This is a genomic window from Bradyrhizobium tunisiense, from assembly GCF_042263385.1.
GTDB lineage: Bacteria > Pseudomonadota > Alphaproteobacteria > Rhizobiales > Xanthobacteraceae > Bradyrhizobium > Bradyrhizobium tunisiense.
In genome coordinates, this window is record NZ_JBHLEV010000001.1 from 220,395 (window position 1) to 233,460 (window position 13,066).

Below are 13,066 nucleotides of genomic sequence, written 5' to 3' on the forward strand. Positions count from 1 at the left end.
GCGTTACCGCGTGAGTTGCTGGGCGGCGTGCCGGTTGTCCGCGGTCGCGTCGGCTTCCGACCAGGATTGCGGTTTGACCTTGTCGCCGGCTGCGAACTTCTGGAAGCCTTCGACCACGACCTTGTCACCGGCTTTCAGGCCTTCAGTGACGAACCAGAGGCCGTCCTGCACCGAGCCGGTGCGCACCGCCTGCACGGCGATGTGGTTGTCGTCCTTGACGACGAACACCTCGCTGCCGCCGCCGCCATTGCGCTGGATCGCCTGCTGCGGCACCGCGATCGCGTCGGAATCGAGACCCTGGTCGAGACGGACGCGGACATACATGCCGGGCAGGAGCTCACGCTTGGGATTGGGAAACTGGCCACGCAGCGTCACCTGTCCGGTATGGGCATCGACCTTGGCATCGGAGAACAACAGCTTGCCGTCGAGCGCATAGATCGTGTTGTCGTCGAGCACGAGCCGGACCTTGGCGGTGTCGGACGCAATACGCTCGAGATCGCCGGTTTCGAAGGCGCGGCGAAGCTGATTGAGTTCGTTCACCGACTGGGTGAAGTCTGCATAGATCGGATCGAGCTGCTGGATGCTGGCGAGATTGGTCTCGTTCTGCACGACGAGCGCGCCCTCGCTGACGAGGGCCGCACCGACGACGCCGTCGATCGGCGCACGCACGGTCGCATAGTCGAGATTGAGCTTGGCGCGCGCGAGGTCCGCCTTGCGTCCCTCGACGTCGGCATGGGCCTGGCGCTCGGCCGCGATCGCCTTCTCGTTTTCGGCCTCCGGCGCGGCGCGGTCCTTGGTGAGCGCAGCGACGCGGCGTGCCTGCTGATGCGCCTGCATCGCAGCGGCCTCGGCCTTGGCCAGCGCCGCCTCGTTAGCTTGCACCTCGACCTCGAACGGGCGCGTATCGATGCGGTAGAGCGGATCGCCCGCCTTCACCTCGCTGCCCTGGCGGAACAGGCGCTCCACCACGATGCCGGAGACGCGCGGCCGCACGTCGGAGACGCGGGTCGGCGCGATGCGGCCCGGCAGCTCACGCACGATGGCGCGCGACTGCGGCTTCACGATCACGATGCTGACGTCAGGAGCCGACGGAGGCGCGGCAGAAATCGCGGAGCTGGATTCATCGCAGCCCGCCAACAGCGGCGCCAAGGCCGCGAGCATCATTGCAACGCATGCCGATCGCGCACGAAGTCCTGACATGAAGTGGGGTGCCCCAAAATTGTTGAAACTGGTCATGCTCGCGCGAGGCCCGTTCTGGGCCTTTTGCACGCGGCTGATGCCGCCAAAATAGAGTGCATCTGCTGCAATGCAACGCATCGCGCGGGCGGCTCAATGTCACACGGGCTATGGTGCTGAGTTCTTGGCGTTTTTTACAGCTCACCCGATTGTGAGTCCGGTTCCATCCCCGCGTGCCGCGACAGAAGACCGCAACGAGCGGTGCTCCCGCCCCCGGCAGGCGGCGTCGATCACCAGGTGAGGCGGAAGCCGCCGGTACCCTTGTAATTGCGGTTGTCCGCACTGTTGTTGAGGCTCGCATTGTAGGAGACCTCGCCGAACACAGCGTAGCGCCCATTGGCCCAGCTATAGGTGCCGCCACCGCCGATGCTGCCCCACAGCCGGTCCTGCGCATTGGCAAAACCGGTGCCGGCGACATCGACGTTGGTGCCGTCGAGAAACTCGTAGCGCAGGTTGGCGATGCCGTAGACGTCGGAGCGCACGATGCCGGTGCCGTCGTTCCAGGTCCTCTGATGGTTGAGGGCAAGCCCGGCGCGGCCGAGCAGGCTGTCGCCATCGCGCAACGCCACCGGCGCGCCGAACCGATCGGCAAAGCCGTCGAAGGCAACCTTCGAATAGGACAACTGCGCCTGCGGCGTCAGCAGCCAGCCGCTGCCCAAACCGATCCGCTTGCCGGCTTCGGCGCTGAAGGCGTAGCCGAAGCCTTCATTGCCGTGGATCAGGCTGCCGGCCGGCACGGAGGACAGATCGCTGCGATAGAACATCGACTGCGCCTGACCGTCGACATAGAAGCCGTTGTCGCCATACCAGGTCAGGGTGCTGCCGACGCCCGTGCCCTCGACGCGGATACGCCCGTTGCCGAAGAACGAGGCGACATCGGCGGTCGTCAGGCCGTATTGCGCCGTGAGGCCGACGAACAAGCGGCCCCGCTCGTTCTCCAGCACAAGGCCGTCGAGCCCGGTCTGCACTTTCAGATGGTCGGCCTTGTAGGTCGAGCCGGTGGTGCTGGAGGGCTGCAGGTCGGAATGCCCGCCTTCGATACGGCTCCAGAACGCCGTCGGCGGCGGTGAAGCCGCGCCCGGCATCGTCGTCGCGCCACCGGCGCGCGCAAACGCATCGCTGCCGCCCCAATAACGGTTGCCGACGCGCTGCTGCAGCGTCGGCAGATCGTTCATGCCGAGCAGCACCTGCGCATAATTCTCGTACAGCGGAACGCCGGGCTGGTAGAGCGGACCGGGGGGTGTCACCGGCGGCGGGTTGATCAGGCTCGAGCGCAGATACCAATCGCCGTCGCCGGGACTAGCGATGCCGTTCTTCTGCAACGTATAGGCATAGGCCCCGCCGACCACCGCCTGCTCGCCGTGAAAGACATAGCTGCCCAGCAGCGAAAAGCTGCCGTTGGACGCGCCTGCTACGTCGACCACCTTGATGCCCTCGACGGTCTGCGCGCCGCTGCCGCCGACATTGGTGATGCGCAGCGACGATGTGCCCGACGTGCTCCCCTGCACCCGCAACAGGTCGGTCGGCGAACTGTCGTCGCCGAGCCGGGTGTTGAGCTGCACGGTGCCGCCATTGCCGACATAATTGCCGGCCACGGTCAGCGTGGTGCCCGACGCGCCGCCGAGGCTGACCGTGCCGGCATTGTCCAGCGAAGTCAGCGTTTGATTGAAGCCGGCCAGGTCGAGCGTGCCGCCGGAGGCCACGGTGAAGGCCGAGGCGGCGCTGAATGTATTCGCGGCTCCGGCGCGGAGGATGCCGCCGTTCACAGTGGTCGCGCCGGTGTAATTGTTGCTCCCCGACAGCGTCTGGGTGCCGCCAGCGAGCGTCACGCCGCCGGTGCCGCCGATCACTCCGGCGAACTGATCGTTCGCGTTGGTGATGGTGAGATTCTTCGCGCCCAGCGCGACGGTGCCGGTTCCTGCCAGGCTTTGAATGCTGGTGCCGGCAGCAGTGATGCCCGAGATGCTGAAGGCTCCGTTTGCGACGACCCGGCTCGACGCTGCAACCGAGCCACTGCTGGCGAGGGCGAGCGTGCCGGCCTGGATCACCGTCGCACCAGCATAGGTATTGGCTGCGCGGAGATTGAAGGTGCCCGCGCCGGTCTTGGTCAATCCGCCGACGCCGGAAAAACCGGCGCCCGCGCTCACAGTGAAAGCCTGGCTGTCGACGGTCAGGCCGCCCGCCGCGATATTGAGCGTCCCTGGCGAAAATCCACTGATGAAGAAGTTGTTGTTTATCCGGGCGCGCAGGGTGGCGTTATCGAAATTGACCTGCCCGGCTCCTGAACCGCCCTTCGCGAGGTTGATCGTCTCGAGCGTGCCGCCACTATTGATATTCAGCGTGCCTGTGCCGCCTGCGAAGGTTCCGAGAAAAACCCCTGTTTGGGCGACGACTCTGGCGCCACTCTGGATGTTGAGCGTACCGTTGCCACTGGCGCCGATTTCGATCTGATCGCCGGATGTGATCCATTGCGATCCGGCGCCGCTGACAGTCACGGTGCCGTTATTCCCGCCTGCGACTCCAATCGCGAGAGACGCGCCGTTGCTCGTCAGCGTGCTGCCGTTCTGAATCGTCAGACTGCTGGAAGATCCGCCAAGGAAGAGGCTTCCGGTCGCTCCGACCGCTGCGCCACTGGCGCCGAGCACGGTCGGGTTTGGCGAGGTCGAATTGATGTTGACGACGTTGCCCGCGATTGGGACCACTCCGCCCGACCAGTTGCTGCCGACCGTCCAGTCGTTGCTGGTCGCGCCGGTCCAGTTGGCCTGGGCCGAGGCCGATCCTATCGAGGCGACCGTCAGCGCCGCTGCCGACAGGCTGGCCAGAAGCAAGCGAAATATTCGGGTACAGAGGGAAGATGGTCTGGTTCGAAACTGATTCCGGAAGGGCCGATTTTCCTGCCGTCTACGGATCGAGGCAGCCCGGATGCATTCACGCATACACTATTCCAATTGGGTCCACAGCTTCGAGGGTGCGGATTTTCTTATCATGTGATTCACGAAGGACGTCTGCGAGGCTTAAGCGAGCGGAAACAATCAGACAACAATCGAAACGTGTTTGCTCGAAGAAATACCCGGCGTGTGCCGTCCGCACAACGCAACACACTTAACGACTTCTTTAGAAGTCAATCCGCTCCGGCCGCTTTCATCCGATACTGGCTGACGCCCCATTCGGTTCCATCGGCGTAGCCGAACAGGCCCGATGTCGCGAGCAGGAACCAGCGCCAGCGCCGCAGCCAAAGTGCGGTCTGCTCGCCATGGGCCTTGCGCAACGACGCCTCGATCGCGTCCCGATGCGTATCGAAATTGGCGAGCCAGTCGTTCGCGGTGCGCTGATAATGCGTGCCGCTCCAGCACCATTCCTTTTCGACCGTGAAGATGTCGCCGAATTGCCTCACGAGGTGATGGCTCGGCATCAGCCCGCCGGTGAAGACGTGCTGCGCGATCCAGTCGTCGCGATCCAGCCGGTCGAACAGCTGCGAGCCGGAGCGATGGGTGACGATCTGCATGAAGAAGCGGCCGTCGGGCGCGAGCCATGTCCGCAGGCGCGTCATCAGCTTCCGCCAGTTCATCATCCGCTCGAACATCTCGACCGAGACGATGCGGTCGAACTGGCCGTCGGGCGCGAACACGTTCATGTCCGCTGTGACCACGCGAAGGTTCGGCAAGCCGCGCCGCTGCGCCTGCTCCTCGACATGGGCGCGCTGCGCCTGCGAGGTCGCCACCGCCGTCACCTCAGCATGCGGAAACTGCCGGGCCATCCACAGCGACAGCGAGCCCCAGCCGCAACCGAGCTCGAGGATGGTCTGGCCGTCGGCAAGACCGGCATGCTCGACAGTCTGGCGCAGCGCCTCCTCCTCCGCCTCCTGCAGGGTGGTCGCACCGGTCTTGTAGAAACAGCAGGAGAATTTGCGGCTGGGGCCGAGCATGTCGGCGAAGAACGAAGCGGGCACCTCGCCGCCCCCGGCCTCGGCATCCCCAGCGATCGGCCGCAGCATCATCCGGCCGGCGAAAGCGGCGTCGGCGGCGGCGTCATGTGCGGCGAGGCGGGTTGCGCTGCGGGAGCACAGGCGCTGGATCGCGGCGCGGATCACCACGTCCGGAAGCGGCACCCGTTCGGCAGTCCCGATGATCGCGGAAACGACGCTCATGCGCCCCCCCGAATGGCGAACTTCTGCAGATACCCGGCTATCAAAGCGCCGCTTCGGCTCCGGGTTCCCCGAGCTGTCCCCGAAATCGGCTCATCCGGCGCTTTTTTTGGGCCGGCGCTGTGCCATAGTGCGCGCCGCAAGCAAGCTTACGTAATGGATGATACCGGCCATGCCGCCTGGCACTTCCCGCTCCACCATGGATATCGAGTACACCAAACTGTCCTCACCCAGCGTCTTCCTGGTGCGGATGCTCGTCTTCCTGGTGCTGTGCACGCTGGTGGGCGTGGTGCTCTACAAGCAGATCATCCAGGCCTTCTTCGCCAATCCCGGGCTCAATGCCCTGATCGGGGCGGTGCTGTTCATCGGCATCATCCTGGCCTTCCGCCAGGTCATCCGGCTCTATCCTGAAGTGTCCTGGGTCAACAATTTCCGCATCGCCGATCCCGGCCTGGCGCCGGCGCGGCACCCGAAACTGCTGGCGCCTATGGCGGCGATCCTCGGCGGCGAGCGCTCGGGGCGGATGTCGATCACCCAGACCACCATGCGGCACCTGCTCGATTCGATCGCGACCCGCCTGGACGAAGCCCGCGACATCTCGCGCTACATGACCGGCCTTTTGGTCTTCCTCGGCCTGCTCGGCACCTTCTGGGGCCTGATCGAGACGGTCGGCTCGGTCGGCAAGGTGATCGACGGGCTCAAGGTCGGCGGCGATTCCGGCGCATTGTTCGACACGCTGAAGGAGGGCCTCGCCGCCCCGCTCGGCGGCATGGGCATCTCGTTCTCGAGCTCCCTGTTCGGCCTTGCCGGCTCGCTGATCCTCGGCTTCCTCGATCTGCAATCGAGCCAGGCGCAGAACCGCTTCTACACCGACCTCGAAGACTGGCTCGCCACCACGGTGCGGGAATATGGCAGCGGCGAAGTCGCGGTCGCTTCCGGTGGCGGCGGCGGGGTCGCCAGCGGCGAGCTCCAGGCCGCGGTCGAACGCTTGCGCTCCGTGCTCGAGGAAGGCAGCGCCAGCCGCGGCACCACGGCCGCGATGGCAAGCCTTGCCGAAGCCATCCAGGCACTGGTCTCGCACATGCGCACCGAGCAGCAGATGATCCGCGAATGGGCCGATGGCCAGGGCGAGCAGAACCGCGAGATCCGGCGGCTGCTGGAACGGCTCGCACGCCAGCCGGAGAAGAGTTAGCGATATGGCTCTAGCGCGCGGCCGCCGCAGCGACGGCGGCCTCAACTACTGGCCCGGCTTCGTCGACGCACTGTCGACGCTGGTGCTGTCGATCGTGTTCCTGCTGTCGGTATTCCTGGTGGTGCAGTTCTTCCTGTCGCAGGAGGTCACTGGCAAGGACAAGGCGCTGGAGCAACTCAACGCCAAGATCGCGCAGCTCAACGAGCTGTTGTCGCTCGAAAAGCTCGGCAAGCTCACGCTCGACGATCAGGTCTCATCGCTGAAGGCCGGCCTCGCCTCCGCCGAGAGCGAGCGCGACCGCATCAAGGGCCTCTATGACGGCCTGGCTGCCGCCGGCAACGACGCGCAAGGCAAGACCTCGGAGCTCGGCAAGGCGCTGGACTCGGAGAAGGCCGTTTCGGCGCGGGCGCTGGCGCAGATCGAGGTGCTAAACCAGCAGATCAGCGCTTTGCGCCGGCAGCTGGCGGCGCTGGAAGAAGCGCTCGACGCCAGCGAGAAGCGCGACAAGGAATCACAGAACCGGATCGCCGATCTCGGCTCTCGCCTCAACGTGGCACTGGCGCAGCGCGTGCAGGAATTGTCGCGCTACCGCTCGGAGTTCTTCGGCCGGCTGCGCGCCATCCTCGGCAACCGGCCCGACATCCGCATCGTCGGCGACCGCTTCGTGTTCCAGTCCGAAGTGTTCTTCGACACCGGACAGGCGATGCTTCTGCCCGAGGGCCGTGCGGAACTCGACACATTGGCGACCGCGCTGATCGAGCTCGACAAGAAGATCCCGAGCGAGATCCCCTGGGTGCTGCGCGTCGACGGCCATACCGACGTCCGCCCGGTGAGCGGTGCGAACTTCAAGTCGAACTGGGACCTGTCGGCTGCGCGCTCGATCTCGGTGGTGCAATATCTGGTCTCGCTCGGCGTGCCGGCCCAGCGCCTCGTCGCGGCCGGTTTCGGCGAATTCCAGCCGCTCGATGCCGGCAACACCGAAGAAGCCTACAAGCGGAACCGCCGCATCGAGCTGAAGCTGACGGAGCGGTAGTGAGCGCCCTCCACCTCCGCGCCTATCGCCCCGAGGACGAAGCAGCCTCGATCGACCTCTGGCATCGCACCTGGCAGCAGGCCTATCCGCAGATCGACTTCGCGGCCCGTCTGGAATGGTGGCGCGAGCGCTGGCGCAAGGATCTGGTGCCGAAGGCCCGGATCGTGGTGGCGGAACTGAATGGCGGGCCGATCGGTTTCGTCACGATCGATGGCGAGGGCTATCTCGACCAGCTCGTGGTCGACCCCGATCACTGGGGCTCGGATGCCGCAAAGCTGCTGGTCGAAGAGGCCAAGCGCCTGTCGCCATCAGGCATCACGCTGCTCGTCAACAAGGACAACAGCCGCGCCATCCGCTTCTACGAACGCAACGGCTTTGCCCATGCCGGGGACGATGTGAACCCGACCTCCGGGCGGCCGGTGCTGAAGATGGAATGGCGCGGGCGATGACAGTGCGGGTGAGGCGACGATCGCAGCGCTTCACCTCGCCCGGCTCGCCGCCTCAAGCGCCCTCGAACTGCAGCCGCGCCAGCCGCGCATAAAGCCCGTTCGCAGCCACGAGCTCGGCATGCGTGCCCTGCTCGACGATCCTGCCCTGGTCCATCACCAGGATGCGGTCGCAGGACAGCACGGTGGCGAGGCGATGCGCGATCACCAGCGTGGTGCGGTGGCGCATCAGCTCTTCGAGCGCGGTCTGCACCAGCGTCTCGCTTTCGGCATCGAGCGCGGAGGTGGCTTCATCGAGCAGAAGCAGAGGCGCATCGCGCAGAATCGCGCGGGCGATCGCGATGCGCTGGCGCTGGCCGCCTGACAGCGTCACGCCGCGCTCGCCGAGCGGGGTGTCGAAACCTTCGGGCAGGCGGCGGATGAATTCGGCGGCATGGGCGAGCTCGGCGGCGCGCTCGACCTCGGCGTCGGTCGCATCGGGCCGGCCGAAGCGGATGTTCTCGCGCGCGCTCGCGGCGAACACGTTGGATTCCTGCGGCACCAGCGCGATGCGCGCGCGGAAATCCCGGGGATCGGCGGATTTGACCGGCACGCCGTCGAGCGAGATCGCGCCGCTGCGCGGATCGTAGAAGCGCAGCAAGAGGTGAAAGATCGTGCTCTTGCCGGCGCCGGACGGACCGACGATCGCGACCTTCTCGCCGGGGCGCACCGTGAATGACACGGCATCGAGCACATTGACGTCGCGCCGCACCGGATAGGCAAAGCTGACCTGATCGAAACTGACCTCGCCGCGCGCCGGCACCGGCAGCGCTCGGGGGGACGCAGGCGCCTCGATGTCCGGCTTCACGTGCAAGATCTCGAACAGGCGCTCGGCCGCGCCTGATGCCGCCGACACCTCGCCCCAGACCTCGCTGAGCTGGCCGAGGCCGGCTGCGGCGAACACCGCATACAGCACGAACTGACCGAGCCGGCCCGGCGAGATCGCGCCTGACAGCACGTCGTGCGAGCCGATCCAGAGGATCGCGACCACGCTTGCGAACACGATGAAGATGATGATGGCGGTGAGCACCGCGCGGGCCTGCGTCGAGGTGCGCGCAGCCTCATAGGCCTGCTCGACCTCGCCGCCGAAACGCTTCTCGGCGAATTGCTCGCTGGTATAGGCTTGCACGGTGCGGATCGCGCCAACCAGCTCGCCGGCATAGGCCGAGGCGTCGGCGAGCGTGTCCTGCGCATTGCGCGACAGCCGCCGCACCCAGCGGCCGAAGGCGACCAGCGGCAGCACGATCAAGGGGATGGCCAGCAGCACGAAGCCCGACAGCTTGGGGCTCGTGATCACCATCATCGCCGCGGCGCCCAGGAACATCATCAAATTGCGCAGTGCGATCGACACGGAGGCGCCGACGGCCGATTTGAGCTGGGTGGTGTCGGCGGTGAGCCGCGAGATCAACTCGCCGCTGCGCGCGGAATCGAAGAAGGCTGGGGAGAGCGAGAGCAGATGAGCGAAGACGTCGCCTCTGAGGTCGGCAACGATGCGCTCGCCGATCGTCATCACGAGGTAGTAGCGCGCGGCGCTGGCGAGCGCGAGCACGGCGACCACCGCGAGCATGACCGAGAAGTAGCTGTTGATCAGCTCGATGCCCTCGGGCGTCAGGCCGAAATCGATCATCCGGCGCACCGCGATGGGCACCAGCAGCGTGGTCATCGCCGCGACCGTGAGTGCGACGAAGGCCAGCGCCGCCCGGCCGCGATAGCGGATGACATAGGGCGCCAGCGCGAGCAGCGGCCGCAGCTTGGCGCGACCTTTGGCCGGCTCTTCGATCAGCTCGGCTTCGATCGAGGGGGTCTCGGCCGAATTCACTTGGGAATTCATTCCAGGCCGATCGACATACTGGTCATCAAGCCGTTCCACTGCGCTCATGAGATCCGACCCATTGCATTCGTTTGCTCCCAATAGGCCGGTGCAAGAGTAGTGGCAAATCCGGGATGTCCCTTAGGGGGAAGCCCGGTTCGCGGCCTGCCATGTCTTGTTTTACCTGATATCGTGGGGTATAGAGCCGCCCAAATCCGTCATTCGTTAGCCACCAGAAGGCGCCGGGGCGCCGAGGAATTGCCATGAAAGCCGAAATTCACCCGAACTATCATACGATTAAGGTCGTGATGACCGACGGAACCGAGTACCTGACCCGCTCCACCTGGGGCAAGGAAGGCGACACGCTGAACCTCGACATCGACCCGAAATCGCACCCGGCCTGGACCGGCGGCAACGCCCAGCTGATGGATCGCGGCGGCCGCGTCTCGCGCTTCCAGAAGAAGTTTTCGGGCTTCCTCAAGAAGGACTGATCCGGCCCGCAAGGTTGGACACGAAAAACGCCCCCGGGAGAGCCGGGGGCGTTTTTGTTTGCGGGGTGCCTGAGCAAGGCCTAGATTTCGAAAGGTGGTCAAAGCGAAAGCGTGCCCACGAAACTCCAGCTGTAGTCCCAGGTGAAAGATGGTGGGCACAGCGCTACGCGCCTTTGCCCACCCTACGGCAGCGTGCCCTTAGGGCACGTAAGCTTTAACGCTCGAACGCCGCCTTCAGCGCGTTGAGATGCGGCACCAGCGGATTGCCGATCGCGACGTGCTCGGCCGGCGGGGTGTGGATGGTGGTGTCGAGGCGGCGCACGCGGGTCTGCAGGCTCATCGAGCGATGGATCAGGTCCTGGAGCTGCGAGGGCAGCCTCTCGATGGTGTCGGCGGGGCCGGGATCGGCCGCGCTGAGCTTGACCTTGGTCTTCTCGCGATTGGCCTGGCTCAGCGTCATCTCGCCTTCCTTCACCGCGCGGTGCAACAGCAGCCACGAAGCGAGCTGCATCAGGCGGGTGGTGAGACGCATGCTCTCGGTTGCGTAGGTGAGGCTCACGGCACGGTCGAGGGCCTTGGCCTCGGTGCGGCCGTCGCCGTCGAGATAGGCGGCAGTCTCTTCGACGAGGTCCATGCCCTCGCGGAACAGGACGCCGAACGCCGCAGAATTGGTAAACCGCTCGCTGAGTTGAACGAGAGCGCCGTCGGCCTGCAAACGTTCCATGGTTAACGCCTCTTACGCAACTGTTTGACGATCCGGCTTTGGCGCCGGCTTATGATGAACAAATCATTGCGCGCCGGGAGCGCCGAGTCCAGTGACAAGCGCGGATATGGTTTCCGCGGGTCAATCCCGGGAATTCAACCGCAACGCGATACAAAAACGTAAAAAAAGAGCCGCCGGAGACCGGCGGCTTTGAAAGTTGATAACAGGGAGGCGTCAAACAGAGTGGACAGGAGCCACTCGGTGTCCAAACGAGGACAGCTCCAGTCATAAACCCGAAAGCTTAATCGACGGTAAACGAGCCAATTTTTTGAGAGTTCGTTAGCCATATCGGCCAGTGGCCGAGCTAGGTCTCGTTCCCCGGAACGCGGTGCGGCACGAGGTGCTGCACTGCTGAGCCGGGGCCCAGTTCTTTGGCCGAGGCGTTCGGTGAGGCATGGGTCCCGGCTCTGCGGAGCGTCACTGCGTGCCGCACCGCGTCCGGGACACGAGAGCGTGAATCCTATTTCTTGAAGAAATGATCCGCCGCATCGCGCGAGGCGCGCTTTTTGGTGGCGGCTTCCTCCAGTCTGGCGATCTCGGTCTTGAGCAGCGTGACGCGCTCGGTCAGTTCCTCCACCGACAACAGTGAGAGATCCTGTCCGATTTCATGCGTGATCTTCTTGCGCGGGCGGTCATCGTCTTCCGTCGCCATCTCGTTCCTCCTGCGTTCGCGGCACAATGCTGAGGCGGTTGCCAGCGTCGGCCGCGCTGGCTAAGCAATGGCCTCGTTCTCCCGCACCTTTGCTCAAGGACACATCATGGACAAGCTGCCCGCGCAAATGACCGTGGTCGCCATCTCCAAGCCCGGCGGACCTGAGGTGCTGGTTCCGGAACAACGCGCGCTGCCGCAGCCGGGACCGGACGAGATCCTGGTCAAGGTGATGGCTGCCGGCGTCAACCGGCCCGACGTCGCGCAGCGCTCCGGCGCGTATCCGCCGCCGCCCGGCGCCAGCGACCTGCCGGGTCTGGAGATTGCGGGCGAAGTGGTTGCGGTCGGCAGCAACGCCAAGCGGCACAAGATCGGCGACAAGGTGATGTCGCTGGTCGCAGGCGGCGGTTATGCGCAGTACTGTATCGCGCAGGACGCCCAGGCGATGAGCGTGCCGCCGGCGCTGTCGATCAAGGAAGCCGGCGCGCTGCCGGAAACGCTGATGACGGTCTGGCACAACGTGTTCGAACGCGGCGGCCTGAAGGCCGGCGAGACGCTGTTGATCCATGGCGGCTCCTCCGGCATCGGTACCATGGCAATCCAGCTCGCGAAGGCGTTCGGTGCGAAGGTGTTCGTCACCGTGGGATCGCAGGACAAGATCGATGCCTGTCTCAAGCTCGGGGCTGATCGCGCCATCAACTACAAGAACGAAGACTTCGTCGCCGTGGTCAAGGAAGAGACAGGCAAGGAAGGCGTCAATCTGATCCTCGACATGGTCGCGGGCGACTATGTCGATCGCAACTATGATGCCGCCGCGATCGACGGCCGCATCGTGCAGATCGCGACGCTGAACGGGCCCAAGGTCAGCGTCAACATCGCCAAGGTGATGGTCAAACGCCTCACCCATACCGGCTCGACCCTGCGCCCCCGTAGTAATGCGGACAAGGCGGCCATGGTGGCGGCGATCGAACAGAAAGTGATGCCGCTTTTGCGTGAAGGCCGCGTCAAGCCGCTGATGGACAGCACTTTCCCGCTGGAAAAGGCAGCCGATGCTCATCGGCGCATGGAAACCAGCGCACATATTGGCAAAATTGTGTTGGAAGTGTAGGCCGCCGGCCCACAGGGCTGGGCGGAAACCCTTTGATTTTCCTTGCTTTCGTGGCATCTATCGCGACGCACCGGACGTTTCCGTCCGGCCGAAATCGCCTTTTAGAATCGCCTTGTAGAGTTGCCTTGCACTCGAAATTTGCGTCAAACGCGGAG

11 protein-coding genes are annotated in these 13,066 nt (G+C 65.0%); 5 read left to right on the forward strand and 6 right to left on the reverse strand.

All coding sequences use genetic code 11. The features are described 5' to 3' along the window. Positions 1-3 precede the first annotated feature (3 nt). The 3 genes from ACFDR6_RS01040 to ACFDR6_RS01050 all read right to left on the reverse strand — a co-directional run bounded on the left by ACFDR6_RS01040 (position 4) and on the right by ACFDR6_RS01050 (position 5,383). Positions 4-1,200, reverse strand: coding sequence for an efflux RND transporter periplasmic adaptor subunit (locus ACFDR6_RS01040; protein ID WP_212088000.1), 1,197 nt, complete (start codon positions 1,198-1,200; stop codon positions 4-6). A gap of 266 nt (positions 1,201-1,466) precedes the next feature. Beyond that, complete coding sequence (locus tag ACFDR6_RS01045) at positions 1,467-4,064, reverse strand: autotransporter family protein (protein ID WP_375857096.1); 2,598 nt, start codon at positions 4,062-4,064, stop codon at positions 1,467-1,469. A 293-nt stretch (positions 4,065-4,357) separates the two neighbouring features. Continuing rightward, positions 4,358-5,383, reverse strand: coding sequence for an SAM-dependent methyltransferase (locus ACFDR6_RS01050; RefSeq protein WP_375857097.1), 1,026 nt, complete (start codon positions 5,381-5,383; stop codon positions 4,358-4,360). Between the two features lie 169 nt (positions 5,384-5,552). On the opposite strand from ACFDR6_RS01050, the gene ACFDR6_RS01055 reads away from it, so the two are divergent. From ACFDR6_RS01055 to ACFDR6_RS01065, 3 genes are read left to right on the forward strand one after another with little or no spacing between them, the layout of a single operon-like run. Continuing rightward, positions 5,553-6,572 carry a flagellar motor protein MotA gene (locus ACFDR6_RS01055; RefSeq protein ID WP_212087997.1) on the forward strand — a complete coding sequence of 340 codons (1,020 nt, stop codon included), beginning with the start codon at positions 5,553-5,555 and terminating at the stop codon, positions 6,570-6,572. Between the two features lie 4 nt (positions 6,573-6,576). Next, positions 6,577-7,605 (forward strand): peptidoglycan -binding protein, encoded by a 1,029-nt coding sequence (locus tag ACFDR6_RS01060; protein WP_212087995.1) that lies wholly within the window; start codon positions 6,577-6,579, stop codon positions 7,603-7,605. After that, positions 7,605-8,054, forward strand: coding sequence for a GNAT family N-acetyltransferase (locus ACFDR6_RS01065; protein WP_212087993.1), 450 nt, complete (start codon positions 7,605-7,607; stop codon positions 8,052-8,054). The genes ACFDR6_RS01060 and ACFDR6_RS01065 overlap by 1 nt, the downstream gene beginning before the upstream one ends. 52 nt (positions 8,055-8,106) lie before the next feature. On the opposite strand, the gene ACFDR6_RS01070 is transcribed toward ACFDR6_RS01065, so the two are convergent. Next, on the reverse strand, positions 8,107-9,969 hold the full coding sequence (locus ACFDR6_RS01070; RefSeq protein ID WP_375857098.1) for an ABC transporter ATP-binding protein/permease: 1,863 nt from the start codon (positions 9,967-9,969) through the stop codon (positions 8,107-8,109). A 194-nt stretch (positions 9,970-10,163) separates the two neighbouring features. Between ACFDR6_RS01070 and rpmE the strand changes: the two genes are divergently transcribed. Further along, positions 10,164-10,391 (forward strand): 50S ribosomal protein L31, encoded by a 228-nt coding sequence (gene rpmE, locus ACFDR6_RS01075; protein ID WP_007599895.1) that lies wholly within the window; start codon positions 10,164-10,166, stop codon positions 10,389-10,391. 214 nt (positions 10,392-10,605) lie between these two features. Here the strand turns inward: rpmE and rcdA are convergent, their stop codons facing one another. Both rcdA and ACFDR6_RS01085 read right to left on the reverse strand, forming a co-directional pair. After that, entirely contained in the window at positions 10,606-11,115 is a 510-nt protein-coding gene (rcdA, locus tag ACFDR6_RS01080) for a protease adaptor protein RcdA (RefSeq protein WP_375857099.1), read from the reverse strand. Between the two features lie 499 nt (positions 11,116-11,614). Continuing rightward, entirely contained in the window at positions 11,615-11,806 is a 192-nt protein-coding gene (locus ACFDR6_RS01085) for a DUF1192 domain-containing protein (protein ID WP_212087988.1), read from the reverse strand. Between the two features lie 106 nt (positions 11,807-11,912). Here ACFDR6_RS01085 and ACFDR6_RS01090 point away from each other — a divergent pair, with 106 nt between their 5' ends. Then, a complete protein-coding gene (locus ACFDR6_RS01090) occupies positions 11,913-12,911 on the forward strand; it encodes an NAD(P)H-quinone oxidoreductase (RefSeq protein ID WP_212087986.1) in 999 nt (332 codons plus the stop codon). Positions 12,912-13,066 lie beyond the last annotated feature (155 nt).

Coding starts and splice junctions, on each gene's coding strand:
- ACFDR6_RS01070 (WP_375857098.1), bottom strand. CDS start 9,969: ATGAGCGCAGTGGAACGGCTTGATGACCAGTATGTCGATCGGCCTGGA.
- ACFDR6_RS01060 (WP_212087995.1), top strand. CDS start 6,577: ATGGCTCTAGCGCGCGGCCGCCGCAGCGACGGCGGCCTCAACTACTGG.
- ACFDR6_RS01050 (WP_375857097.1), bottom strand. CDS start 5,383: ATGAGCGTCGTTTCCGCGATCATCGGGACTGCCGAACGGGTGCCGCTT.
- ACFDR6_RS01055 (WP_212087997.1), top strand. CDS start 5,553: ATGCCGCCTGGCACTTCCCGCTCCACCATGGATATCGAGTACACCAAA.
- ACFDR6_RS01090 (WP_212087986.1), top strand. CDS start 11,913: ATGGACAAGCTGCCCGCGCAAATGACCGTGGTCGCCATCTCCAAGCCC.
- rpmE (WP_007599895.1), top strand. CDS start 10,164: ATGAAAGCCGAAATTCACCCGAACTATCATACGATTAAGGTCGTGATG.
- ACFDR6_RS01085 (WP_212087988.1), bottom strand. CDS start 11,806: ATGGCGACGGAAGACGATGACCGCCCGCGCAAGAAGATCACGCATGAA.
- rcdA (WP_375857099.1), bottom strand. CDS start 11,115: ATGGAACGTTTGCAGGCCGACGGCGCTCTCGTTCAACTCAGCGAGCGG.
- ACFDR6_RS01040 (WP_212088000.1), bottom strand. CDS start 1,200: ATGTCAGGACTTCGTGCGCGATCGGCATGCGTTGCAATGATGCTCGCG.